At 55.7% G+C, this 24,294-nt stretch carries 19 protein-coding genes and 1 tRNA gene; 16 read left to right on the top strand and 4 right to left on the bottom strand.

The window, feature by feature from the left end; genetic code table 11:
- Positions 1 to 13 precede the first annotated feature (13 nt).
- From pnuC to purB, 8 genes are all read left to right on the top strand, one after another.
- The gene (pnuC, locus tag HMPREF1323_RS02020; protein ID WP_009432454.1) at positions 14 to 625 is read left to right on the top strand and encodes a nicotinamide riboside transporter PnuC; all 612 of its coding nucleotides are present in this window, start codon (positions 14 to 16) and stop codon (positions 623 to 625) included.
- Positions 626 to 640: 15 nt separating this feature from the next.
- Positions 641 to 1,312, top strand: coding sequence for a thiamine diphosphokinase (locus tag HMPREF1323_RS02015; protein ID WP_009432445.1), 672 nt, complete (start codon positions 641 to 643; stop codon positions 1,310 to 1,312).
- Complete coding sequence (locus HMPREF1323_RS02010; RefSeq protein ID WP_009432487.1) at positions 1,305 to 2,069, top strand: methylated-DNA--[protein]-cysteine S-methyltransferase; 765 nt, start codon at positions 1,305 to 1,307, stop codon at positions 2,067 to 2,069. Before HMPREF1323_RS02015 ends, HMPREF1323_RS02010 begins: the two co-directional genes overlap by 8 nt.
- A 176-nt stretch (positions 2,070 to 2,245) precedes the next feature.
- The gene (locus tag HMPREF1323_RS02005) at positions 2,246 to 3,580 is read left to right on the top strand and encodes an NAD(P)/FAD-dependent oxidoreductase (protein WP_009432489.1); all 1,335 of its coding nucleotides are present in this window, start codon (positions 2,246 to 2,248) and stop codon (positions 3,578 to 3,580) included.
- A 703-nt stretch (positions 3,581 to 4,283) separates the two neighbouring features.
- Positions 4,284 to 5,090: an outer membrane protein assembly factor BamD gene (locus tag HMPREF1323_RS02000; protein WP_044123896.1), complete on the top strand. Its 807-nt coding sequence runs from the start codon at positions 4,284 to 4,286 to the stop codon at positions 5,088 to 5,090.
- 33 nt (positions 5,091 to 5,123) lie between these two features.
- Positions 5,124 to 5,450 (top strand): DNA-directed RNA polymerase subunit omega, encoded by a 327-nt coding sequence (locus HMPREF1323_RS01995; RefSeq protein WP_009432420.1) that lies wholly within the window; start codon positions 5,124 to 5,126, stop codon positions 5,448 to 5,450.
- Between the two features lie 23 nt (positions 5,451 to 5,473).
- Positions 5,474 to 5,932 (top strand): DUF4293 domain-containing protein, encoded by a 459-nt coding sequence (locus HMPREF1323_RS01990; protein ID WP_009432443.1) that lies wholly within the window; start codon positions 5,474 to 5,476, stop codon positions 5,930 to 5,932.
- Between the two features lie 98 nt (positions 5,933 to 6,030).
- On the top strand, positions 6,031 to 7,371 hold the full coding sequence (purB, locus tag HMPREF1323_RS01985) for an adenylosuccinate lyase (protein WP_009432438.1): 1,341 nt from the start codon (positions 6,031 to 6,033) through the stop codon (positions 7,369 to 7,371).
- 601 nt (positions 7,372 to 7,972) lie between these two features.
- On the opposite strand, the gene HMPREF1323_RS01980 is transcribed toward purB, so the two are convergent.
- Positions 7,973 to 8,056, bottom strand: a tRNA-Leu gene (locus HMPREF1323_RS01980).
- Positions 8,057 to 8,809: 753 nt separating this feature from the next.
- On the opposite strand from HMPREF1323_RS01980, the gene HMPREF1323_RS08940 reads away from it, so the two are divergent.
- Positions 8,810 to 9,577, top strand: coding sequence for a tetratricopeptide repeat protein (locus tag HMPREF1323_RS08940; RefSeq protein WP_009432433.1), 768 nt, complete (start codon positions 8,810 to 8,812; stop codon positions 9,575 to 9,577).
- A gap of 140 nt (positions 9,578 to 9,717) precedes the next feature.
- On the opposite strand, the gene thiL is transcribed toward HMPREF1323_RS08940, so the two are convergent.
- From thiL to sppA, 3 genes are all read right to left on the bottom strand, one after another.
- Entirely contained in the window at positions 9,718 to 10,755 is a 1,038-nt protein-coding gene (gene thiL / locus HMPREF1323_RS01965) for a thiamine-phosphate kinase (RefSeq protein ID WP_009432495.1), read from the bottom strand.
- Positions 10,756 to 10,821: 66 nt separating this feature from the next.
- Entirely contained in the window at positions 10,822 to 11,925 is a 1,104-nt protein-coding gene (gene lpxK, locus HMPREF1323_RS01960) for a tetraacyldisaccharide 4'-kinase (RefSeq protein ID WP_009432429.1), read from the bottom strand.
- Positions 11,926 to 11,979: 54 nt separating this feature from the next.
- Positions 11,980 to 13,812: a signal peptide peptidase SppA gene (gene sppA, locus HMPREF1323_RS01955; protein ID WP_009432440.1), complete on the bottom strand. Its 1,833-nt coding sequence runs from the start codon at positions 13,810 to 13,812 to the stop codon at positions 11,980 to 11,982.
- Between the two features lie 871 nt (positions 13,813 to 14,683).
- Here sppA and HMPREF1323_RS01950 point away from each other — a divergent pair.
- From HMPREF1323_RS01950 to HMPREF1323_RS01915, 7 genes are all read left to right on the top strand, one after another.
- The gene (locus HMPREF1323_RS01950) at positions 14,684 to 16,369 is read left to right on the top strand and encodes a putative transporter (protein ID WP_009432425.1); all 1,686 of its coding nucleotides are present in this window, start codon (positions 14,684 to 14,686) and stop codon (positions 16,367 to 16,369) included.
- Positions 16,370 to 16,379: 10 nt separating this feature from the next.
- Positions 16,380 to 17,039, top strand: coding sequence for a 7-cyano-7-deazaguanine synthase QueC (gene queC, locus HMPREF1323_RS01945; RefSeq protein WP_009432496.1), 660 nt, complete (start codon positions 16,380 to 16,382; stop codon positions 17,037 to 17,039).
- A 21-nt stretch (positions 17,040 to 17,060) separates the two neighbouring features.
- Positions 17,061 to 17,813 carry an exodeoxyribonuclease III gene (locus HMPREF1323_RS01940; RefSeq protein WP_009432485.1) on the top strand — a complete coding sequence of 251 codons (753 nt, stop codon included), beginning with the start codon at positions 17,061 to 17,063 and terminating at the stop codon, positions 17,811 to 17,813.
- A gap of 29 nt (positions 17,814 to 17,842) precedes the next feature.
- On the top strand, positions 17,843 to 18,541 hold the full coding sequence (gene tsaB / locus HMPREF1323_RS01935) for a tRNA (adenosine(37)-N6)-threonylcarbamoyltransferase complex dimerization subunit type 1 TsaB (protein ID WP_009432460.1): 699 nt from the start codon (positions 17,843 to 17,845) through the stop codon (positions 18,539 to 18,541).
- A 6-nt stretch (positions 18,542 to 18,547) separates the two neighbouring features.
- Complete coding sequence (locus HMPREF1323_RS01930) at positions 18,548 to 18,982, top strand: single-stranded DNA-binding protein (protein ID WP_009432435.1); 435 nt, start codon at positions 18,548 to 18,550, stop codon at positions 18,980 to 18,982.
- A gap of 616 nt (positions 18,983 to 19,598) precedes the next feature.
- Complete coding sequence (locus HMPREF1323_RS01920) at positions 19,599 to 22,673, top strand: carboxypeptidase-like regulatory domain-containing protein (protein ID WP_044123892.1); 3,075 nt, start codon at positions 19,599 to 19,601, stop codon at positions 22,671 to 22,673.
- A 21-nt stretch (positions 22,674 to 22,694) separates the two neighbouring features.
- A complete protein-coding gene (locus HMPREF1323_RS01915) occupies positions 22,695 to 24,281 on the top strand; it encodes a RagB/SusD family nutrient uptake outer membrane protein (RefSeq protein ID WP_009432488.1) in 1,587 nt (528 codons plus the stop codon).
- The last annotated feature ends 13 nt before the right edge of the window (positions 24,282 to 24,294 follow it).

Here is a 24,294-nt window from a genome sequence, read left to right as displayed (position 1 = left end):
ACCTTTACGGTCTATGGATCTGACCGCTCTCCTCTCCTTCCTCTCCTCGCACGTCCTGGAGCTCGTCACGCTCGTCGTGTCACTCATCTGGCTGTACCTTGAGTACCGCGCCAGTATCTGGCTCTGGCCCGTAGGTATCATCCTGCCCTTGCTATGGATACCGATCTGCTATCAGAGTCATCTCTACGGCATGCTCGCTATCAATATCTACTACCTCGTGACCAGCATCATCGGCTGGATAGCGTGGCTACGTAAGGGCAATGCCGAGGGAGAAGAAGTCCCCATCTCTAATATTCCAGCGAAGGCTGGGGCGATCTACCTCGCCCTGGCCTTCGTGGGTTACATCGCGCTGCTCTTCCTCCATCCCTTCATTCCCGAGTGGAAGCTCCCTTGGGCGGACGGACTCATGACGATAGCCTCGGTCATCGGCATGCTTTGGATGGCACGAAAGTGGCGTCAGCACTGGCTCTGCTGGATCATCGCGAATGCAGCAGGCTTCATCGCCCTTTACGGAGCCGAGGACTACATCTCCTCCTTCGTCTACGTCGTGAACTTCGTCACCGCCTTCTTCGGCTACAGCAAGTGGGGGCAGCTGATGAAGCAGCCCGACAAGCACACCGTCTAAGTAGTCCCCCGTACCATGCGCACCTACCCTCGCTTCACTCAGGAGACCCTCCCGCAGACACTCGTCCTCGCGAACGGGGCCTTCCCCACCGCCCCCACGCCCCTTGCGCTCATCGACGACTGGATACTGGGCAAGGAGGGCTACAGCCTCACCTGCTGTGACGGAGCCGTCAATAAGCTCCGTCGCTATACCGACCGCCTTCCCGACGCTGTCATCGGGGACCTCGACTCGGTATCCCCTGCGCTCAAGGATCTCCTGGCGGGGCGTATCCAGCACTTCCCAGATCAGGAAACCAACGACCTGACGAAGACCTTTACCTATCTCCATTCGCGCTACGGGAAGCAGGCCATCACCCTCCTCGGTGCCAGTGGCGGACGCGAAGACCACATCCTTGCGAACCTCGCACTCCTCCCGACCTATGCGCCCCTTGTCAGGGACCTCGTGATGCTCACCGACGAAGGCTACTTCCTCCTCATCACCGAGCCCTCCACGATTGATATCTTGATCGGGCAGCAGATATCGATCTTCAACTTCCAGCGGACGCCCATCAGCCTCGGTGGCGTGCGCTGGCCCCTTGTGGAGGCTACGCTCCCAGCACTATGGTGTGGCTCACTGAACTGCGCCATCGAGAATCAGATCACCGTCCACACCACCGCCCCCATCCTCATCTATCTGGCCAATGTCTGAGCAGGAAGCCCTCACCATCGTCCTCGGTGCGCTGGATCAGCTCACGCCACGGCGCACCGATCCGCCCACACTGATGGAGCTGACTCTATGCCTTGGTTATAGTGAGTCTGAGCTGGACGAAGCCTTCACGACCCTCTTTGCCTGCCGTGCAGACGAAGCTCTCGCGCTCTTCTCTCAAGAAGCACTTCGTCTGCGCCCCACGGAGCTCCTCTCCGACTACTCCACCCGCTTGACCCTCGATAGTAGCTACACGGGGCCCGTCTCCTACTGCTTCTTCCCCTACCACTTCGGTGAACTACTTTTAGCCACTACGCCACTCGGGCTATGCTACAGCAGCTTCACTCTCGGTGACTGGCAGGGGGCTTACGCTGAGCTACGCCAGCTCTACCCCCAAGCTACGCATGACCTCAAGGTCGAGCACGAATACCTCCAGCAGGCTATTCGCTACCTCAAAGCCCCGACGACGGAGGCTCTTCCCCCACTCCACCTCATCGGCACGCTCTTCCAGCGGAGCGTCTGGATGAGTATGCTCCTCATCCCTGAGGGGAGCCACACCAGCTACCAAGGCCTCGGCGAGACCTTCGGCATGCCTCAGGCGGCCCACGCTGTCGGGTCAGCCGTAGGAGCCAATCCCTTAGCTCCCTTCATTCCCTGCCACCGCGTCCTGCCGAAGGAGCACACCATCGGCCACTATCACTGGGGTGTAGCGCGCAAGGCAATCCTCCTCTTACCCGAGCTTCTCACACCGCAGGCATAGTCCTCTGCTCCCTTATCACGCAAAGCCCCCGCATCGGTTGCCCAAGATGAGCACGATGCGGGGGCTAACTATTTATATCCAGTCCACGAACAAGGAAATCGCACATGGTAAACTATCTGATGCTTAGGCGTGTTCTCCTATTGCCTATTTATTTAAGTATTTAGTAATATACCCCGATGAGTATCAATCTACCTCCATCTTCTCTTCCCCGCGTCGTCATCGCTGGCGGGGGCTTTGCTGGTCTCAAGCTGGCACAAGCCCTTGACTCTTCGCTCTTCCAGATCATCCTCATAGATCACCACAACTACCACCAGTTCCCCCCGCTCATCTATCAGGTAGCCTCATCGGGTCTGGAGCCCAGCTCCATCGCCTTCCCCTTCCGTGCTGCCTTCAAGCGCAAGAAGAACTTTATCTTCCGCCTGGCGAACGTCATCGGTGTTGAGCCCGAGCAGAAGCAGCTCATCACCTCGGTGGGCGAAGTGCCCTACGACTACCTCGTCTTGGCATGCGGTGGTACGACGAACTACTTCGGCAATGAGCAGGTCGCCAAGCATAGCCTGCCGATGAAGACCCTCTACGAATCGATGAATCTGCGCAACGTCCTCCTGCAGAACATCGAGAAGGCACTCGTCTCCGACAATCCCCAGACCCGCGAAGCCCTCCTCACGGTAGTGATCGTCGGTGGCGGTCCTTCAGGCGTAGAGATCGCAGGGGCGCTGGCAGAGATGAAGCGCTATGTTCTACCGAAGGACTACCCTTACATGGAGACGGACCAGTTCAAGATCCACCTCATCGACGCTTCACCCCGCCTCCTGCAGGCGATGAGTGAGAAGAGCTCTCGCACCGCCGCCGAAGGCCTTACCTCTCTTGGCGTCGAGATCCACCACAACATGATGGTCACCGACTACGATGGCCGCGTGCTCACCCTCGGTGATGGGACGAAGATGAATACCCGCACAGTCATCTGGGTCAGCGGTATCGTCGCCAACACCGTCGAGGGGATCCAGGCCGACTCTCTCGGTCGTGGCAAGCGCATCCTCGTCGATGGCTACAACGAACTGCAGGGCGTACCCGACGTCTTTGCTCTCGGTGACCAGTGCCTCATGACAGCTGACCCAGCCTACCCTCAGGGACACCCACAGATGGCTCAGGTCGCTATCCAGCAAGCAGCCCTGCTGGCAAAGAACCTCAAGGCACGCCTCACGGGAGGAAAGCAGCAGACCTTCCGCTACAAAGACCTTGGCTCGATGGCGACCATTGGCCGAAATCGTGCTGTCGCTGAGATTGGCAAGGCCAAGTGGGGTGGCTTCACCGCCTGGCTCCTCTGGCTCGTCGTCCACCTGCGCTCCATCCTCTCGGTGCGCAACAAGGTCATCGTCCTCCTCAACTGGATCTGGAACTATACGACCTACGACCGCTCGCTCCGCCTCATCCTCAAGCGCAACGTACCCGTCGATCCCTACCAAGCCCGCCAAGAGCGTCTCGCCAACCGAGACACCCATGTAGAGTAGGTAGCTGGCATTCCCTCTTACTGATAAGGCCCACCCTGTACGCTACAGGGTGGGCCTTATTGCACGATGTCACCACAACCAACACAAGTCAGCAGGCGAAGCCACATAGGTTGCGAAGTCAAGCCATATAAGACTGTTGCCGAGAGTCCTATCCCCGATATACCGCTCCGAAGTGGTACGCAAGCCCTTCGCCTTATCGCGCGTATTCCTCTTATCCAGCGGAGGGAAAAGCATCGTCCTCGCGAAGAAAAAAGTGCCTTCACGTAGTGGTCTTCCTCTGTCCACGCACGTAGTCTTAAAGACCAGGCACGTCAGTCCAAATATCCACGTACGTAGATATTAGAGCCACGTACGTAGTCCAAACTTATCTGCCACTCATCCACAACTTTTATCTATACACGGAGCAACAACCTGATATAGGTTCACACCTCACACCTCTACTCATTCACTCCACACACCGCTATTCGTTCTTGCTCTTCGCCTTCATCAGATGGTGGTACCCATGGCTACGCCTTGCATCTACCCCTCATAGAGCCACGCTCTCGAGTCCACGCTCTTTACCAGCTTGTCCCAAGCGTAGCACGGACACTTACCCCATCAGGGATGGAGCGAAAAATATGGGGCGCATTCCCTTGGAAAGTCGTATCTTTGCCCGCGAGGCTCAATATATAAGAAGGAATTGGGCTGTGATGAGATATTACATATGATCAAAAGACTTTGTTTGGCTTGTGCAGGGCTCCTGCTCCTCTCTTCATGTGGTGAGTACTACCGCGTGCAGAAGTCCACGGACCTCGGGGAGCGCTACTCCTTCGCCAAGAAAAGCTATAATGAGAAGAAATATGGGCGTGTCGTGAGCCTCCTCGAAGACATAGTCCCCCAGCTCGTCGGTACGAACGAGGGGCCTCAGAGTACCTATCTCTTGGCCGATGCCTACCTCCAGCGGGGCGATGAGAGCGAAGCTTCACGCTACTTCCAGAACTACTATACGAGCTACCCCAAGGGACCCATGGTCGAGGAAGCCCGCTTCAAGGCTGGCTACTGCCTCTTCCAAGCATCGCCTGACCCACGACTGGATCAGAGCGCTACCATCGGGGCGATCAAGGAGCTCCAGTCCTACCTCGACTTCTACCCCAAGGGCAAGCATAGCTCAGAGGTCGAACTGATGCTCTTCGAGCTGCAGGACAAGCTCGCCTATAAGGAGTTCCTCGCTGCCAAGCTCTACTACAACCTTGGCCTCTACCTCGGCAACAACTACGAGTCGTGCATCATCACGGCGCAGAATGCTCTGAAGGATTACCCCTTCACCAAGCACAAGGAAGACCTGACCTTCCTCATCCTGCGTGCCAAGGCCGAGATGGCTGACCTCAGCGTCCCCGAGAAGCTGCAGGAGCGTCTCCGCGACGTCATCGACACCTACTATGCCTACCTCAATGACTTCCCCAACGGGACGTACACGAAGCAGGCACAGAAGATCTTTGACCGCATGAACAGCAAGAAGGTCAGCGAATAACCCACCCACGAAGTATCATAGAGAATAAAGAATATGCCTAAGTACAAAAAGAATGTACCGACCAACACGATTAGCCGTGACATGGTCAGCCTCAGCAAGGACACGGAGAACATCTACGAGACCGTGATGATCATCGCCAAGCGTGCCAACCAGATCGCTCAGGAGACGAAGCAAGAGCTCGAAGCTAAGCTGCAGGAGTTCGCAGTCTACACCGACGATCAGCAGGAGATGGTCGAGAACGAAGAGCAGATCGAGATCTCCCGTCAGTATGAGCGCATGCCCAAGCCTACGCTCATCGCTGCTAAGGAGTACGAAGACGGCGAGCTCTACCACAACATCGCTGGGCGCACCAAGAAGTAAGTCCCGACAAGCTCTCTACCGCTATGTGGCAACGCATACAGACCGTATGGCTCCTCCTCGTGGGGCTCATCATGATCACCTTTGCCCTGCAGGACGTCGCGGTCTTCACCCTCCCCGAGGGGCAGGCTTGCGTCCTCGACAACTGGCGCATCTATAGCGCTGTCGACAGCACGACGCTGCACAGCACCTGGGCCATCGGTGTACTCAGCATCCTGACGGGCTGCGCATCACTCGGACTGATCTTCCTCTACAAGCGAAGAATCCTGCAGATGCGCCTGACGATCCTGACGATGCTGGTCATTATCGGCGAACTCGTCTACATCGCTTGGGCCAGCTATCAGTTCTGCTCAGCGAACGGGGCGACCTTCGCCATCCGCTTCCCCCTGGCTCTGCCGATCATCTGCCTGCCTCTGCTCTACTTAGCCTCCCGCCGTATGATCTACGACGAGACGCTTATCCGAGCCTCACAGCGCCTACGATAATCCCACCAGCGAAGCACCTCCCTCTACATATGTGAGACGGGAGGTGCTTCGTTGCTTTCTCCCCCTTCCCCTCCTATCACATCTATTACTCTGCAATCATGCAATTCGATTCGCTACAAGCTATCTCCCCTATCGATGGGCGCTACCGCGGCCAAGTAGAGGCACTCGCCTCTTACTTCTCTGAGGAAGCCCTCATCCGCTACCGCGTACGTGTAGAGATCCTCTACTTCATCGCCCTCTGCGAAGAGCTCCCCCACCTCCGTGGTATCCTCAGCAAGGACCGCACAGACCGCCTCCACGATATCTATCTGAGCTTCACCACCGAGGATGCCCTCCGAATCAAGGAGATCGAGCGCGTGACGAATCACGACGTCAAGGCCGTCGAGTACTTCATCAAGGAGAAGTTCGATGCCCTCGGCCTGAGCGATGAGAAGGAGTTCGTCCACTTCGGGCTCACCTCCCAGGACATCAACAATACGTCCTTCCCTCTGATGATCCGCGAAGCTGTCGAGCACGTCTTCTTGCCTGAGTTCGGTGGGCTGGTCGATCAGCTCCAGTTCTATGCTACGGAGTGGGAGCACGTATCGATGCTGGCACGTACTCACGGGCAGCCAGCCTCCCCCACGCGCCTCGGCAAGGAAATCGAGGTCTACGTCTACCGCCTGCAGGAGCAGCTCAAGACGCTCGAAGCACTGCCTCACACAGCGAAGTTCGGCGGAGCTACGGGGAACTTCAACGCCCATGCCGTAGCTTACCCTCAGCATGACTGGAAGCGCTTCGCAGCAGACTTTGTCCGCAGCCTCGGCCTCGAGCGTGAAGCCTTCACCACGCAGATCTCTAACTACGACCAGATGGCAGCCCTCTTCGATGTGCTGACGCGTATCAACGTCATCCTCATCGACCTGGCGCGCGACTTCTGGATGTATATCTCGATGGACTACTTCAAGCAGCAGATCCGTGCTGGCGAAGTGGGCTCATCGGCCATGCCTCATAAAGTCAACCCCATTGACTTCGAGAATGCAGAGGGTAACCTCGGCATCGCAAACTCCATCTATGGCTTCCTCGCTCGCAAGCTCCCCATCTCGCGCCTGCAGCGTGACCTCACCGACTCCACGGTACTGCGCAATGTCGGTGTACCCTTGGCACACAGCCTCATCGCCCTGAAGAGCCTGCGCAAGGGTCTCGGGAAGGTACTCCTCAACAAGGATGCCCTCTACCAGGATCTCGAGCACAACTGGGCCGTCGTAGCCGAAGCTCTTCAGACGATCCTCCGTCGCGAGGGCTACCCCAAGCCCTACGAAGCGCTGAAGGTGCTCACGCGTACCAACGCTGCCATCACGGAGAAGTCCATCTACGACTTCATCGAAGGCCTCGCTGTCAGCGACGCGATCAAGGAAGAGATGCACCGCATCTCTCCCCACAACTACACGGGGCTTTAAGCACCCACCCAGCTTCAGCAGACGCCCCCGCCCGCTGAGCTCATAAGACAAGTGTGCCCCCGAGCAGCTCTATCGCTACTCGAGGGCACACTTTTATATAATGTAGAGGGCCGTCTTCGAGCCCCAACCTACTAAAAACGAATAGGGACTGTCTCCCGACAGCCCCTACTCTCTGTTAACCTTAAATCTAATACCATGAAAAACACACTACAAAGGTACGACATTTTTTTATACTACCAAACAAATCTATAAAATTGATTAAACTTCTTTGGTGAAGGACTACCATTACCACGTAGACATAGCGCATTCTTCACGTGTGCATATAGAGACTACGCTTTGTATATCAACAGATTGCATCAGAAGAACAAGGAAAACCCATCTCCATACGAGGAGATAATACCTTCACAGATGAGCACAGAAAATTTTTCTTGATAACGAGAAAGAGTACCGAATCCCTCCCTTTTTCCTGCGTTGCTCCCCCTATCAGCGGACGATTTTCTTCACTTCTGAGGTAATAGAACGTATAAAAGCACCACAGGCCTACGGCTAAAAGAGCGATCCCCACTATGGTCTGGTGATCATAGTGGGGAGCGCTTCATTGTACCCAGAGCCGGGATCGAACCGGCACGAACTTTCGTCCATTGGTGTTTGAGACCAACGCGTCTACCGATTCCGCCATCTGGGCTTATCGGATCGGCTGCAAAGATACGACAATTATTAGAAGTAGCCGATACAGATTCATTGCACTACACTATGCGGAGCATTCCACTACGGCTCCATGCGCGAAGCACTATTGCTTTCCACTCGTAGCACTACTGGTTCACACCGCAAGCAATAGTGGTTCATACCGCATACCACTATTGAGACCATTGCTTTGCGCAGGGATAAAAGCTGTGGACGAGTAGCAGATAAGTTTGGTCTACGTACGTGGCTCTAATATCTACGTACGTGGATACTTGGACTGACGTGCCTGGTCTTTAAGACTACGTGCATAGATCAAAGAAAACCACTACGTGAAGGTGCTTTTTCTTCACGAGGACGATGCTTTTCCCTCCGCTGGATAAGAGGAATATGCGTGATAAGGCGAAGGGCTCATGTATCTCTTCGGAGAGGCATATCGGGGAGATGGGCGTGCGATGCCTTAGCACTCTAAATAGAGGACAGGACTCGCAGCAACAGTATCCTATTGATATGAGTCTGTCTGTATGAGTCTCCGGATAAGCCCTTGTAGCTTATCAAGATAAGCGCGTTCTACTTCACAAGATCCCTACGAGTAGTGTGAGAGCCCCTACAAATATATCGCTTCCGATGCAGCCCCATACCCAAATAGCGATACATCGGATAGACTATTTCCTTATATTTGCAATAGCATACAAGCATACATTTAACAAAGGCGGCCATAATATACGCCACCAACTTACAGAAAAGAACCTAATCAATGAGCAATATTTTCTCAAAAATCGCACAGCTCTTCTCCAGCAACAAGGAAGGGCGGCGCGCACAAAGTACCGAGACACAGGCATCATCTTCTCAAGCAACGGCCTCCCAAGGCGTAGTCTCTTGCTCTCGCCCTGCAATTAACTTGACACACATTGACCTACCCACCGCCCCCTCTTTCGACACACGCAGCCTCGAAGAAGTACGGGCGGCAGCTGAAGCTGGCGATGCCGAAGCACAGTACCTCCTCTTTGACTACTACGCCTCAGGGCATGGGGAAGGTAGCGATCGTCCTGCCTTCGAATGGCTAACTAAGGCTGCAGAGCAAGGCTATCCCTTAGCACTCTATACCAGCGCTCTTATCCAGATCGAAGAAAAGGAAGGAGCAGCTGTACCTCCACAGGCGCTCTTCTATCTCCAAGCCTCTGGAGAGCGAGGCTTCTCCGATGCCTATCTCCAGCTCTATCATCTCTATCGTGATGGGAAGGGTGTCGAGGCCAACGAAGACACAGCTATCAACTATCTCAGAAAGGCTATGGAAGCTGGTTCGGGCACAGCCTATCTGATCGTCGCCAAGGGCTTCCTCCCTGGCAATGGTGGGGGGCCCATTGACTACGATGCTGCCTACTACTATGCAGAGCAAGCAGCGCACCTTGGCTGTCCTGAGGCGGTGGAACTCATCATCCATCTGCTCGAAGAGAACCTTGCCTCTGGCGACCACACGGAGCTCCTGCGCTACTGGCGCCGTCAGCTTCGCCCCACACATTAGCTATAACTCAAGCTCGATGAGCTGACACACTACAAGAACCCCTATACGTGCAAAGGGTACTCTCCACTTAAGGAGAGTACCCTTCTATTTTATTAGTCCCCTGTAGATAGAGGACAAGTAGGCTATATAGTAGAGGGACTTTATTCCTCTGCCTCATCAGGCCACCCTTGAGCACGCAGACGAAGCTCTGCACCATCGGGGGTAACGAGGTAGCAGCCCTGCCCAGGACTGGTCACATGACCGATGATATGGATACCATCCAGCTCCTTCAGGCGATCCAGCTCAGCAAGCGGAATGGTGAAGATGAGCTCAAAGTCTTCGCCGCCATTCATCGCTACCGTCGTCGTCGACATATTCAGCTCCTCAGCCATACGATGCGTCTCGATATCGATCGGCAGACGCTCCTCATAGATACGCACCCCTACACCACTCTCCGTAGCGAGGTGGAGGAGTTCGGAGGCTAAGCCATCCGAGCTATCGATCATCGACGTGGGACGCAGTCCCTTCTCTCGAAGAGCAAGGATGATATCTTGGCGGGCTTCGGGGCGAAGCTGGCGCTCGAGGATGTATTCATGCTCGGCAAAGTCAGGCTCGAAGTCTCCCTTCTCCCCTGCGAAGACGCGCTTCTCACGCTCCAGAAGCTGGAGTCCCATATAGGCGGCACCGAGATTCCCGCTGACGCAGATGAGGTCGGTGGGCTGAGCACCACTACGATAGACGATCTCCTCTTCGCGAGCAGCCCCCAGACAGGTGATGCTGATGCAGAGTCCCGTGAGGCTTGCCGAGGTATCTCCCCCAACTAAGTCTACCCCGTAACGGCTACATGCAAGGCGAATACCGGCATAGAGCTCCTCAAGGTCCTCCACAGCGAAGCGAGCCGAGACACCGACCGAGCAGGTGAGCTGCTGTGGATGCCCGTTCATCGCATAGATATCAGAGAAGCTTGCGACAGCAGCCTTATAGCCTAAGTGTCTGAGCGGAGTATAAGTCAAGTCGAAGTGAATCCCCTCAAGAAGGAGGTCAGTCGTCACGAGCGTCTGCAGTCCTTCGGGGTAAGCGATGACGGCAGCATCATCGCCCACACCACGGCGGGTGCTCTCATGCTGTATGGGGAAGTCTCGGGTCAGGCGCTTGATGAGCGCAAATTCGCCGAGCGAAGAGATCTCTGTTCGTTGCATATAGATATAGAATACTTGGGATAGGCACCGCAAGCGCAGCACCTTCGATGGGAGAGGAAAAGCTCCTTAGCGCAGCCCTTGCAGGGAGGGTGGTAGGGAGTTAGCCGCCTTGCATATCATCTCACGAAACTCCTGCGGCTTGTAGAGTATCTGCGTCTCGATCGGGAGGAAGTACAGCTGCTTGACCAGCTCTTCAGGGAGTTCTCCAAGGCTATCGGTGAAGCGTACCGCATCCTTCTCCGTACAGACGATGTAGACAGGACGCCCCGAGTGCTGCTCACACAGCTCCTGCCAGCGCTCAGTGATAGCAGTGAAGTCCTTGGGGCGAAACTGATGATGATCGGGGTAGACAAGCTGGTCAATCAGCTCATACCGCTCACCTAGGTAGGTAAAGAAAAGCCCTGGCGAAGCAATCCCAGAGAGGGCGATGATGAGTGCATCCTTAGGAAGCGGACTACCAATATCTCCGAGAAGGGTACGCACTGCGCGTGGATGCTGATAGTGGATGCGTGAGAAGAAGATCTCCTGATGCGCATAGAGATCAAGGTTGCGCTGCATTATACGTAGCTTGATCGGCTGCATATCATGTGGGCACTTCGTCAGGATGATGCAGTCAGCACGATAGCGTGCCGTAGCAGGCTCGCGCAAGCCTCCGAGGGGGAGAAGCTCATCATCATGCAGCTCACGCTGGGCATCGATGAGCAGGATATTGAAGGAGGGCTGCACGTAGCGGTGCTGGAAGCCATCATCGAGGAGGACCACCTCGGGGCGCTCTTCCTCATGGAGTGCCAGTAGGTAGCGCATAGCACGGCGACGATTGCCATCGACAATGAAGCGCACCTCGGGATACTTCTGCTTGATTTGCTTGGGCTCATCTCCGACTTCTTCAGCTGTCGAGGTCAGGGTCACCTCCCTCAAGCCACGGCTCTTTCGCTTGTAGCCACGACTGATGACAGCGATACGATATTGCTTATGAAGGATCGAGATGAGTAGCTCGACATGGGGCGTCTTCCCTGTCCCTCCGACGGTGATATTACCGACACAGATCAAGGGAATGGGATAAGCCTGCTGCTTGAGTATACCTTGGTTGAAGAGAAAGTTGCGCAGGCCTACCCCCAGACCGTAGAGCCAGGAGAGCGGATAGAGGAGCGGATTATTACTTTTCTTCATTACACCGAGGTGAGGAGAGGGAGGGTGCGAGCGATGCTTGTGCCCTCCCTGTGATTAGTAGGATGTATATTCGTAGGGCAGACGTGCGAGGATCCCCGTATAGCGGTAGCCTTCGCGGAAGAACTCACGGATCTTCTTCTCTTCGTCTGTCATAAAGAAGTCACGTAAACGTGCAGTGAAGCGCTCGGAGGTCTTTGAGGCAAAGAGCTCTTCAAGGAAGCTTGTAGACGTGGTGCCGTAGTCTACGGCATAGCCCTCATGAAGGCCTGCGAGGCGTGCAGCAAGGCGGATAGCCGTCTCCAGCCCCCCAAGCTCATCGACAAGCCCAAGCTCCTTCGCCTTAGCACCGAGCCACACGCGACCCTGACCGACGGAGTCTACTGCTTCAACAGACATATCACGGCCGATAGCGACGCGGGAGAGGAAGGTCTTATATCCACGCTCTACCTCCATTTGGATCAGCTGTCCCTTCTCAGGAGTCAGCGGACGCAGAAGCATAGCCATCGGATCACTCATACTCATATCTGCATAGGGCGAAGTCTGCACGACATCAATGCTTACCCCGACCTTACGTCCAAGCTCAGACGCATCGGGCAGGATACCGAAGATCCCGATAGACCCTGTGAGCGTCACGGGACTGGCGACGATAGCATCAGCTGCCGAAGCAATGTAGTAGCCACCCGACGCCGCTACGTCCCCCATGGAGACGACGACCGTGCGCGACTGACTCAGCTCACGTACCTCATGCCAGATCTGCTCCGAGAGGAAGGCACTCCCCCCTGGCGAATTGATGCGCAGGACGACAGCCTTAGCCGTAGGGTCATCACGCAGCGCACGAAGGTCACGTGCCAAGTCGCTCGTGATACCATCGCTACTAAGCGGACTCTCTGTGATCTCCCCTTCTGCGAAGAGTACCTTCACAGCATTGTCCTTATCGGTACGTCCCTTGTCCAGCGGATCAGGCTCCATAAGGAAGTCCGACAACGTCACCACAGGGATATCATCAGCCGAGGCGACATCGAGGCGCTGCGCCATGAGGTCTTCTACATCGAGGCGATAAGCCAAGGTATCGACGAGGTGAGCACGCACGAAGGTCTCAGCCTCACCGAAAGCGCGACCGCTATCAGCGAAGGCACGCAGGCTATCGACGGGCACCGAGCGCGAAGCCGAGATCTCACGAAGCATGAAGTCCCACAGCCCGTTGAGGTAGACCGAGATCTGCTCACGATTGGGCTCACTAAGCTTATCGAGCATGAAGGGTTCTACAGCCCCCTTATAAGTACCGACCTTAAAGATATGCGCCTTGACCCCGAGCTTATCCAAAGCCTGACGGTAGAAGGTAGGCGCTGAAGCCAGCCCGACAAGCCCCACCATACCCTGAGGGTTGAGGATGACCTGGTTCGCTACAGATGAGAGGTAATAGGCCTTCTGGTCATAGGAGTCAGCGTAGGAGATGATGAACTTCCCCGAGGAGCGGAAGTCCTTGAGTGCCTCACGCAGATCTGCCGTCGAAGCCATACCCCCACTATAGCCCTCGACATTGAGGTAGATACCTCGTATGCGAGAGTCCGACTTCGCCTTACGGATGCTGGCGAGGGCCTGCGAGAGTGAGATCGGCTTCTCGTCCGAGGCCATCCCAGGGATGAAGCTTGAGAGTTCGTCCGTAGTGACGATCTCGGAGATCGAGCTAAGATCGATCTTCAGCACGCTTCCATCACGGATCTCGGTCGGAGTAGAGCCTGAGGCCAAAGCACCTACGACGATGACGATGAATAGGAAAAAGGCGAAGATCGAGCAAAGGATATTTGCTGCGATGAAGCCAACGAAGGAGGCCAAGACGGTCTTCCAGAAGCCCAAGGGCTTTTTGGGTTGTAAGGGTTCTTCCATTGGGGTGTGAAGCCAGAGTGGGAGGTGATAGATAGTGCAGGGAGTGCACTTAGGCACTTACCCCTTTAGGACAAATATAGTGAATCCTCACTATTTGACTGTCGGAGCGCCAGAGCCTGCACATCAAAGTCAGAGGGGCATATTGAGGATATCTGAGGGACTATCTACCAGCACGGAGCAAATCCTTCAGCAAAATCCACCCTGTCAGGAGCCCCCTGTACTTCTCATCTTTATACCATACGCGCAATATGCAAGCTCCAAATTAATAGTACCCAGGCACGCCCAGCTCCCCGATATTTCCCTCCGAAGTGATACACAAGCCCTTCGCTTTATCGCGAGTATTCCTCTTATCCAACGGAGGGAAAAGTGTCCTTCTCGTGAAGAAAAAGCGCCTTCACGTAGTGCTTTTCCTCTGTCTACGCACGTAGCCTTAAAGACCAGATACGTAAATCCTAAAATCCACGTACGTAGATATTAGAGCCACGTACGTAATCCAAACTTATCTGCTACTCGTCCACAAGTTTTATCCCTACGCGGAGCAACAACCCAATAGAGGTCACTTCACAAAGCTATATAGCTTCACACCGAAAGCTATATAGGAATCCAAGCAAAGCTATATAGGAATCAGTCCAAAGCTATATAGCTTTCTTCGCCATCCTATATAGCTCTACCCACGTACTCATATAACAATATGAGACCATTGATACGGTTAGCCTACGGAACCCCTTGTATATTTCACGCTCCCAAGAGATAGAAAATCACCAGTCCACGACCTGACGGCTGAGAAGAAGGATCGCTATAAAAGTGGTACTTTTGCCCTAGCTAAGCCCTTGTGAATGGGCGAAGCTCCCCAAGACTTCAGTACATTATAATGCAAGCTCTCTATTCGTGGCTACACGATGTCTTCATCAGCCCCTCGGTGCTGGAGACCCTTGTATGGCTCACCCTCGTCTCTGCCGTAGGCATCCTGCTCGGCAAGCTACGCGTGGGTAAGATATCGCTCGGCATCACCTTTGTATTCTTCGTCGGGATCCTCTCCGCTCACTTCGGCGTGCGAGTTGACCCCGAGATGAATAGCTTTGCCCAGACCCTTGGCTTAGCACTCTTCGTCTACGCCCTCGGTGTCGAGGTGGGGCCGTCCTTCTTCCCTTCGCTCAAGAGTCAGGGTGTGCTATATAATACGTTAGGCCTTATGGTCATCGGCCTCGGCCTCACCGTCGTGGTCGCCCTACATTATATATTCGGTATTTCGATGCCGAATATGCTCGGGATCATGGCTGGCGCTGTGACGAATACACCGATGCTCGCAGCCGTACAGAGCACGATGCAGGACGCTCTCGGCTCAGCTGGTGCCCGCCAAGTCGCTGACCTTGCGCTCGGCTGCGCCCTGACCTACCCTCTCGGCGTCGTCGGGATGATCCTCGCCATACTGACCCTCAATATCCTTGATCCGAAGCGCCACAAGCGTAATGAGGAGGAGAACTCCCGCAACACTTATATCACCGAGCTGGAGCTCACGAACGAAGCTCTCTTCGGTAAAACCATCCTCGAAGCCGTACGCCTTGAGGAAAAGCACTTCATCATCTCGCGTATCTGGCGTGGTGATACGCTGATCATTCCCTCCTCACAGACGGTACTCCACGAGGGTGACCACCTCTTGGTCTTGGTACACCCTGAGGACGTCGAGGAGATGGAGCAGTTCTTCGGTCGCCGTGCTGAGAGCCGCGACTGGAATCGCCCCGACATCGACTGGGACGCTATCGACTCCCAGCTCGTCAGCAAGCGCATCATCATCACAAACTCCAAGGTCAATGGCGCTAAGCTCGGTGCTCTACGCCTGCGCAACCAGTACGGGATCAACATCACCCGTATCGATCGTGCTGGTATCGAGATCCTCGCTACGCCCGACCTACACTTGCAGCTCGGTGACCGTCTCTCGGTGGTAGGCGAAGCGCAGGAGATCGAGCGTGCCTCGAAGTTCCTCGGGGACTCGATCAACGTCCTCGACAAGCCGAAGCTCTTCAGCTTCTTCTTCGGCCTCGCCGTAGGCTGTATCCTCGGCTCGATCCCCTTGGCTATCCCTGGACTGAGCATGCCGATCAAGCTCGGGCTCGCTGGTGGGCCTATCATCGTGGGTATCCTGATGGGTGCCTTCGGTGCACGCCTACGCATCGCTACCTACATGAGCAATAGTGCCACGCAGCTCATCAAGCAGCTCGGCATCATCCTCTATCTCGCAGGGCTGGGTCTGGCCAGTGGTGAGCACTTCTTCGAGATGATCATCCACGGAGATGGCCTGCTCTGGATTGGCTTAGGCTTCCTCATCACCTACCTCCCGACGATGGCTGTCGGGCTTCTCTCGCTCTTCGGCTATAAGAAGACGCATGCCGAGACTGTAGGGATGCTCTGCGGCGTGATGGCGAACTCCATGGCGCTGGACTATGCGATGTCCATCAACGAGTCACGCTCCAGCTCCGTAGCCTATGCTATCGTCTATCCCGTGGGGATGTTCGTACGTATCATATCTGCTCAGATCCTCCTGAGCTTCTTCCTCTAACTTCGACTATATGCCTCAGCAAGACGGACTCATCGTCCTCTCGGGAGGGATGGACAGCGTCACCCTCCTCTACGAATATCAGGCGAATATCGCGCTGGCCATATCCTTCGACTACGGGTCGAAGCACAACGCACAGGAGATCCCCTACGCCCGCCTGCACTGCGAGCGCCTTGGTATCGAGCACTTGACGATCCCTCTCGGCTTCATGGGTCAGTACTTCCGCAGCGCCCTTCTTCAGGGTGGCGGTGACATCCCTAAGGGGAGCTATGACGAGGAAAATATGGCTGCGACGGTCGTCCCCTTCCGCAATGGCATCATGCTCTCCATCGCTGCTGGTCTCGCTGAGAGCCGAGGCCTAAAGCGCGTATATATCGCCAATCACTTCGGTGACCACGCTATCTATCCCGACTGCCGTGCCTCCTTCATCCGCCCGATGCACGAGGCTATCGCAGCCGGTACGAGCAATGGCGTCGAGGTCACAGCCCCCTATACCGATATAAATAAGGGTGAGATCGCTCGCCATGGCAAGGCACTCGGCATCAACTACGCCGAGACCTGGAGCTGCTACGAAGATGGCGACGTGCAGTGTGGCCAGTGTGGCACCTGTATCGAGCGCCGTGAGGCCATGCTCGAGGCTGGCATCGAAGACCCCACCACCTACAAAGACTAATCACAAAGAACTCCTATCCGAATGAAGTTCATCTCCTGGAATGTCAACGGCCTGCGCGCCGTCTTCACCAAGGGTTTTCCCGATATCATCAAAGAATTAGATGCTGACTTCGTCTGCCTACAAGAGACGAAGATGCAGGCGGGTCAGCTTGATGCCGACCTGCCCAGCTACATTAGCTACTGGAACTATGCCGTGAAGAAAGGTTATTCTGGTACCGCTATCTACACCCGCCACGAGCCTCTCAGCGTCAGCTACGGCATCGGTATCGAGGAGCACGACCAAGAGGGTCGCGTCATCACCCTCGAGTATCCCGAATTCTTCCTCGTTACGGTCTACACACCGAATTCGCAGGACGACCTCCGTCGCCTCGACTACCGCATGACCTGGGAGGATGCCTTCCGCTCGTACCTCAAGGGGCTGGATGCGAAGAAGCCCGTCATCATCTGCGGCGACCTCAATGTAGCGCACAAGGAGATCGACCTGAAGAACCCCAAGTCCAACCGCCGCAATGCGGGCTTCACTGACGAAGAGCGCGGCAAGCTACAGGAGCTCCTCGACGCAGGCTTCATCGATACCTTCCGCTACTTCTACCCCGACCAAGCGGACATCTACTCGTGGTGGTCGTACCGCTTCAAGGCCCGTGAGCGCAACTCAGGCTGGCGTATCGACTACTTCGTCGCCTCCGAGCGCCTCGCTCCCCGCCTGCAGGGTGCCGCCATCCATACGGAGATCTACGGCTCTGACCACTGCCCCGTAGAGCTCATCCTCGACTAATCTACCCAGAGATAGATCCACTATCCCCTATGATCCTTTGTATAGAGACCTCCACGACAAAGTGCAGTGCCGCCCTCGGTCGTGGTAAAGAAATACTCGCTTCACGCGAAGCTGAGTCCCCCGAAGGTGGGCACGCTGCAGCCCTTGCCCCCATCGTCGACGAGCTACTTGAGGTACTCCGCAGTCACGAAGGAGCTTCTCTCTCGGCTATCGCCGTGAGTGCAGGCCCTGGTAGCTACACGGGACTGCGCATCGGGGCTTCGCTTGCCAAGGGCCTCTGCCTCGGCTATCGCGTCCCCCTCATCGCTATTGACACGCTGGAGCTGCTGGCACATCAAGCACAGTGCGCACTCCCCGAGGGGCGTACCGCTACGCTCTTCCCTCTGCTGGATGCCCGACGAATGGAGGTCTATGCTACAGAGTTCACCCACACGGGGGAGCGCAAGCAGGATGACTTCGCAGCGATCCTCTCCCCCGAAGCACCTATCTTCGGCACTGCCTCAGACCCTATACTCATCGGTAATGGCGCGACGAAGGCCCGTGATCTGTGGCCAGAGCACAGCTATGAAGTATGGGACGAAGGCTTTGCCCCCACGGCGAAGGCCATGGTCGCCCTTGCCACGGCATCCTTCGAGCGTGAGGAGTTTGTCGACACAGCCTACTGGACGCCCAACTACCTCAAGGACTACGTCGCTGTCATCGCGAAGAACAAGGTCCTCAACCGCTAAGCACTCATGCCCCAACTCCCCCCGACCAATCAAGTCATCCTCACGGGTGAGCTCACCGAAGAGCCGAGCGTACACTATCTGGCGCCCGACTTCCCCGAGGTGCGCCTGCGCCTCAAGACCGAGGAGGAGGTCACGGGGCGCGAAGGTGGCCGTCCCTACCTCCAGCGACTCTACCATAGGGTCATCGCTCGCGGTCAAGCAGGGATAGCGCTGGAGCATCTGCACACTGGAGCACACATCTCCATCGCTGGTCGTATCGAGTACGTGCGTGAGACTGACCGCGAAGGGCGAGTAAGCACCAGCACGGAGATCGTGGCGCTCAGGGTACGCATCCATCAGACGTGCCCCGCTCCCGACCACCAGGGAGGAGCAAAACCAACCGTCCCCTCTTTCGATGCCCAGCGCTACAAGCCCACCGAAGATGAGGATCCGCTGAGCTAATCACTCCCACACAAGATAAGAGGCACACCAAGGTATAGGTCAGATGACCAGCCTTGGTGTGCCTCTTTTTCGTAGATGGATATACCACATAGGATACTCACCATTCTCCATTCACCCAGGCAGATACTACACTCTAATTATCATATATATAGGACACCTCCATAGAGCTATCCCCTTCGCGAACATACGAGGGGCAGATGTGAACCTATATTGGTCGGCGAGCTGACCTATATTGGTTGCGTTGGTGACCTATATTGGTTGCACCGATGACCTATATAGGTCAGCTCGCCGACCAATATAGGTTTCCTTACCTTCTTCGATAGGGATGAATTTCCCCCTACCGAAAATCATTCCAGACTGCACCTCGGAGGTAGGATGCCCCTTCCCTTTTCCTATGTCTATCCCCACCCCTAATAGGCGGGCCGAATTCCCTAAATTAAACCCAGACAACGCAGCCATTTCCTTAAATTATATAGGATATAAGCAGCTATCGAAAAGGAATACAACGTATTCTCTTTTTATTTACATTTGCTATTGCACCTCACCCCAGCCCTATTCTTTATATAAAGGGAGTGAGATGCACTGAAGCACTAACCTACCAATGTCTCTACAGATTATGGGAACCCAGCTACGTAACCTCATCGTGAGTCTGATGCTACTCATCGGCTCCGTGACGGCCGTTTGTGCCCAGACGATCCTTGTCCAAGGGAAGGTACTTGACTCCAGAGGTACGCCTCTGCCGAAGGTATCTGTCACGGTCAAGCTCGACAACTCCAAGCACACGACGACCGACAAGGAAGGGAAGTTCTCCCTCCAAGTCCCGGAGAAATCCGTCCTCGTCTTCACCCTCGCGGGCAAGAAGACCACCGAAGCCCCTGCTACAACTACCCCCCTCGAGATTACCCTCGAGGATGGTGAAGAGCAGCAGAAGGGCTCTACGGTGACGACCATGCGTCAGACGACCTCTATCCAGACCAAGTACTATCCGCTCTGGGTCATCGATGGTGTCGTCTATAAGCAAGACAGCACGTTCAACACCGCTGACCTCGCCTCCACCGACGCCAAGCGCCTCATCGCCGCGGCTCTCCCTGGGCTCTCCGAGCGCGATATCGAGAGCTTCACTGTCATCACCGATGCCTCGGCGACGGCTCTCTATGGGAACCAAGCTACCGGTGGTGTGATCTCCGTGCGCACCCGCCATGCAGGCCAAGGCATCAACCGCTTCACCTATACCTCACAGCTTACCTACCGCTTCATTCCCTCCTACCGCGAGTTTAACATCCTCAACTCGCAGGACCAGATGTCGGTACTCAAGGAGCTTGAGGGTGGTGGTAGCCTCTCTCCCGAGACCGTGCTCTACCAGACGCGCTACGGGGTCTACGGGCTGATGTACGACAACGCGATCAAGTATAAGAATAAGGAGTACCTACAAGACAACACCCTCGAGGGCCGCACCCGCTACCTACAAGAAGCAGAGATGCGCAATACCGATTGGTTCAAGGAGCTCTTCCAGCACAGCATCCGTCATCAGCACACCGTCTCGCTGGCATCTGGCGGACAGGTATCGAACTTCTACGCCTCCCTCGGCGCTACGATCGACCCAGGGTGGGCTAAGGTACAGTCGGAGAATACCTACTTCTTCAACCTCAACGCCACCTTCAAGCCCCACAAGTACTGGACCTTCGGGACGATCGTCAATGCATCCTACACCCGCGATCATGACGGTGGGGACTTCACGCCCCTCTCGGTAGCACAGACGCTCTCCCGTACGATGGATCCCACACAGTACTACCTCTATGAGTTCGCTCCCTACAACATCAAGGAGGAGATGAACCAGAACTACCGCGATGTCGATGCTGTGAACGTCCGTCTGCAGGCCTCGATAGCCTACCGCCCCTCGACGAAGTTCAACGCTTCGCTCCTCGGTTCGATCCAGTATTACAATGACCTGACGGAATTCATCCGCACCGAGAAGTCCAACGCCTCTGAGCGCTTCCGTGCGATGAATAAGCGTCTCATCCGCGACCGCAATAGCTACCTCTACAAGCCTGCCGATGATGTCTATGCCGTACCACGGGTCGTCATGCCTCATGGGGGCTACCGCACCATCCAGGAGTACGCTTCACGCCGCTTCGACCTGCAGGCCCGTGCTACCTATACCGACACCTTCGCTGAGGGCAAGCATGCTCTGACGCTCGTCGGGGGTACAGACCTCTACGATTACCTCGAGCGTAATGGTTGGCACAATGAGTATGGGGTAAACTTCGAGATCGGTCAGCTGAGCACCTTCGACCCGATGCTCTTCCACTGGCTCCATGATCGTCGAAACAACTACTACTCGCGCTCGACGACGATCTATCGTAATGTCTCCTTCCTCGGGAACCTCTCTTATAGCTACCTCGGTCGCTATACCCTCGATGGCTCCTTCCGCTACGAAGGGACGAACCGCTTCGGGAAGTCTCGTCTGGTACGCTGGATCCCCACTTGGAACGTAGCCCTCGGCTGGGACGTCTCAAGCGAATCCTTCTTCCCCAGCCTCAGCCCCCTCTCCTCACTCTCCACGCGTCTCTCCTACGGGATGACTGGGACACTCCCCTCTGTCTACAACTCCTACCAGCGTATCAAGGGCTACCTACCTTTCCGCCCAGGCGACCACAGCTCCCCCTCGCTCTATATCAGTGAGCCCGCTAACCACGACCTCACCTATGAGAAGATGTATGAGCTGAACTGGAACCTCAACTTCGGACTCCTGAAGGACCGCATCGGCGTATCGCTCAGCCTCTTCTCACGTCAGGGCCGTGACCTCGTAGACATCTCCTACAATCAGGGTACGGGTGGCTTCTTCAAGCCCTACGGCAACGTGGCCTCCATGGAAGCTAAGGGTGTCGAGCTCTCGCTGACGACGCAGAACGTCAAGACGCAGAACTTCTCTTGGACGACGTCCTTCTCCTACGCTCGCAATACGAATAAGGTGACGAAGCTCCTCTCGCAGTCAGACGTCTCCACGCTGGTAAGCTCCTCAAGTGGTGCTGCCCGCGAAGGCTATCCTCTGGCATCGGTCTTCTCTATCCCCTTCTACAAGCTGTCAAGCGAAGGCTTCCCCCTCTTCTACAATAGCAAGGGGCAGATCGAGCGTGACCACATCAACTTCAGCGCGACGGAGGATCTTGACTACCTCAAGTACTCGGGTACACTCACACCTACCGACCAAGGTGGTCTCAACAACAGCTTCCGCATCGGCAACTTCACGCTGAGCGCCTATATCCTCTACTCCTTCGGTAGTATCAAGCGCCTGCCAGCTGAGTTCAGCACCACGTACTACGACTACGAGGTCCTCGGGCATGAGTTCAACCGCCGCTGGAAGTCCCCTGGTGATGAAGAGCACACCAACGTCCCCTCCATCCCCACGGCAGATCAGCGTAACCGCTACCCCAATCTCTCGCAGGCCTACACGACCTACGACTACTCCGACGTGCGTATCGCTCGCTGCGACTACATCCAGCTGCGTGACGTATCACTCGGCTACTCTATCCCCAAGAGCCTCCTCACGAAGAGCTTCCTCTCCTCTGTCGATCTGAAGCTGCAGGCCTCCAACCTCTTCCTCATCTACTCGGATAAGAAGCTCAACGGTGCGCTCCCCTACGCCTATACTCCACACTCGCTCATCTTCACCTGCACGGTGGGTATGTAGTCATCGAAATACTTAGAAGCTATGAAGCCAATCACGATTCTAAGCCTTGGTGTCACGCTCGTCCTGTCGATGACATCATGCAACAAGTTCCTCGATGAGAACCCCTACTCCTCGCTCGTCGAGCCCGACAATGCGAGCAAGATAGAGAAGCTCCTTGGTAGCGCTTACTCTACCTCTTCGATTGCGTACCTCACGGAGCTCTCCTCCGACAACATCCAGGATGACGGGGTGAATAACCCTTACACGAATCAGTTCTGTGAGAAAGCCGCCTACTGGGAAACCATTGTGAACTCCGATGGGCTCTATGATGCGCCCTACCTCATCTGGCAGAATACCTATAACTCCATAGCGCATGCCAACGAAGCGCTGGAGGATATAGAGGCTCTCGGGGGGGATAAAGAGGAGCTACAGGGTATCAAGGGGGAGGCTCTCTTGGCTCGTGCCTATGGACACTTCTGTCTGGCCAACCTCTTCTGCCTGCCCTACGACCCCTCGTCCAGCTCCACGGATCCTGGCATTCCCTACATCAAGAAGCGCGTAGTCAACCTCCAGCCCAACTACCCTCGCGGTACGATGGCGGAGACCTATGAGCAGATCGCTGCTGACCTTGAGGCAGGGATTCCACTTCTGGAGAAGTATTCGAACTATACGGACAAGGAGAAGAAGTTCCACTTCACCGCAGCCTCTGCCCATGCCTTCGCCGCACGCTTCTTCCTCTACTATCAGAAGTGGACGGAGGCGATAGCACATGCAGACAAGGTGCTGGGCCCCGATCCTAAGCTCGTCCTACGCAACTGGAAGGCCTTCTACAGCATCCCTCGTACCGATGCCTCCTTCGCACTGGCCTACTACGACATCAGCAACCCTGCGAACCTGCTTACCGTCCCCACCTACAGCTACTACCCATGGCTCGTGACAGGCGGGACGGCCTACTACAATACACGCTTCACGCAGTCGCAGGAGCTGACGCTCACCGAGACCCTCTTCGCGAAGAACATCTGGGGTACTAAGGATCCCTACTGGTTCCAGCCCTTCATCTACACCGAAGGGAATATCAACAAGACGGTCCAGCCGAAGCTCCCCACCTTCCCCAGCAATAGCATCCAGACAATAGAGACACCCTTCACCACCGACGAGACGCTGCTGGTACGTGCCGAAGCTAAGCTCCATCTGGGTAGCAGTCACTACGCCTCTGCTATCGAGGATATGAACCTCTGGACGACGAACTACCTCAACGACGGGGAGAACAACTCACGTCAAAAGACCTTCACCCAGCAGGAGATCGTCGCCTTCTACTCTGCTCTCCCCATCGACTCCGAAGGGAAGGCCTCAATCCGCAAGGCGTTCAATGCGCACTTCACAATCGCTTCGGATGAGGAGAATGCCCTCCTGCAGCACCTCCTGCAGTGCCGCCGCATCCTCACCATGCACGAAGGTCTGCGCTGGCAAGATATCAAGCGCTTCGGTATCCCCATCTACCGCCGCCTCAATAATGGCTACCGCTACATCGTCCAGGACAAGCTCCCTGGTCGCGATCCTCGCCACGCCATCCAGCTTCCCAGCCAGGCGACGAAGGGCGCTATCACTCCCAATCCGACTACCAACTAATTGACTACGCGCT

The sequence above is a fragment of the Porphyromonas sp. oral taxon 279 str. F0450 genome (genome assembly GCF_000292995.1).
In the GTDB taxonomy this organism is placed as follows: Bacteria; Bacteroidota; Bacteroidia; order Bacteroidales; family Porphyromonadaceae; genus Porphyromonas; species Porphyromonas pasteri.
The sequence above is the reverse complement of the archived record's forward strand: the minus strand, read 5'-3'. Positions and strand labels throughout refer to the sequence as shown.

What these genes read in the sequence shown, in the direction of transcription:
- pnuC (WP_009432454.1), top strand. Translation starts at nt 14, where the DNA reads ATGGATCTGACCGCTCTCCTCTCCTTCCTCTCCTCGCACGTCCTGGAG.
- HMPREF1323_RS02015 (WP_009432445.1), top strand. Translation starts at nt 641, where the DNA reads ATGCGCACCTACCCTCGCTTCACTCAGGAGACCCTCCCGCAGACACTC.
- HMPREF1323_RS02010 (WP_009432487.1), top strand. Translation starts at nt 1,305, where the DNA reads ATGTCTGAGCAGGAAGCCCTCACCATCGTCCTCGGTGCGCTGGATCAG.
- HMPREF1323_RS02005 (WP_009432489.1), top strand. Translation starts at nt 2,246, where the DNA reads ATGAGTATCAATCTACCTCCATCTTCTCTTCCCCGCGTCGTCATCGCT.
- HMPREF1323_RS02000 (WP_044123896.1), top strand. Translation starts at nt 4,284, where the DNA reads ATGATCAAAAGACTTTGTTTGGCTTGTGCAGGGCTCCTGCTCCTCTCT.
- HMPREF1323_RS01995 (WP_009432420.1), top strand. Translation starts at nt 5,124, where the DNA reads ATGCCTAAGTACAAAAAGAATGTACCGACCAACACGATTAGCCGTGAC.
- HMPREF1323_RS01990 (WP_009432443.1), top strand. Translation starts at nt 5,474, where the DNA reads ATGTGGCAACGCATACAGACCGTATGGCTCCTCCTCGTGGGGCTCATC.
- purB (WP_009432438.1), top strand. Translation starts at nt 6,031, where the DNA reads ATGCAATTCGATTCGCTACAAGCTATCTCCCCTATCGATGGGCGCTAC.
- HMPREF1323_RS08940 (WP_009432433.1), top strand. Translation starts at nt 8,810, where the DNA reads ATGAGCAATATTTTCTCAAAAATCGCACAGCTCTTCTCCAGCAACAAG.
- thiL (WP_009432495.1), bottom strand. Translation starts at nt 10,755, where the DNA reads ATGCAACGAACAGAGATCTCTTCGCTCGGCGAATTTGCGCTCATCAAG.
- lpxK (WP_009432429.1), bottom strand. Translation starts at nt 11,925, where the DNA reads ATGAAGAAAAGTAATAATCCGCTCCTCTATCCGCTCTCCTGGCTCTAC.
- sppA (WP_009432440.1), bottom strand. Translation starts at nt 13,812, where the DNA reads ATGGAAGAACCCTTACAACCCAAAAAGCCCTTGGGCTTCTGGAAGACC.
- HMPREF1323_RS01950 (WP_009432425.1), top strand. Translation starts at nt 14,684, where the DNA reads ATGCAAGCTCTCTATTCGTGGCTACACGATGTCTTCATCAGCCCCTCG.
- queC (WP_009432496.1), top strand. Translation starts at nt 16,380, where the DNA reads ATGCCTCAGCAAGACGGACTCATCGTCCTCTCGGGAGGGATGGACAGC.
- HMPREF1323_RS01940 (WP_009432485.1), top strand. Translation starts at nt 17,061, where the DNA reads ATGAAGTTCATCTCCTGGAATGTCAACGGCCTGCGCGCCGTCTTCACC.
- tsaB (WP_009432460.1), top strand. Translation starts at nt 17,843, where the DNA reads ATGATCCTTTGTATAGAGACCTCCACGACAAAGTGCAGTGCCGCCCTC.
- HMPREF1323_RS01930 (WP_009432435.1), top strand. Translation starts at nt 18,548, where the DNA reads ATGCCCCAACTCCCCCCGACCAATCAAGTCATCCTCACGGGTGAGCTC.
- HMPREF1323_RS01920 (WP_044123892.1), top strand. Translation starts at nt 19,599, where the DNA reads ATGGGAACCCAGCTACGTAACCTCATCGTGAGTCTGATGCTACTCATC.
- HMPREF1323_RS01915 (WP_009432488.1), top strand. Translation starts at nt 22,695, where the DNA reads ATGAAGCCAATCACGATTCTAAGCCTTGGTGTCACGCTCGTCCTGTCG.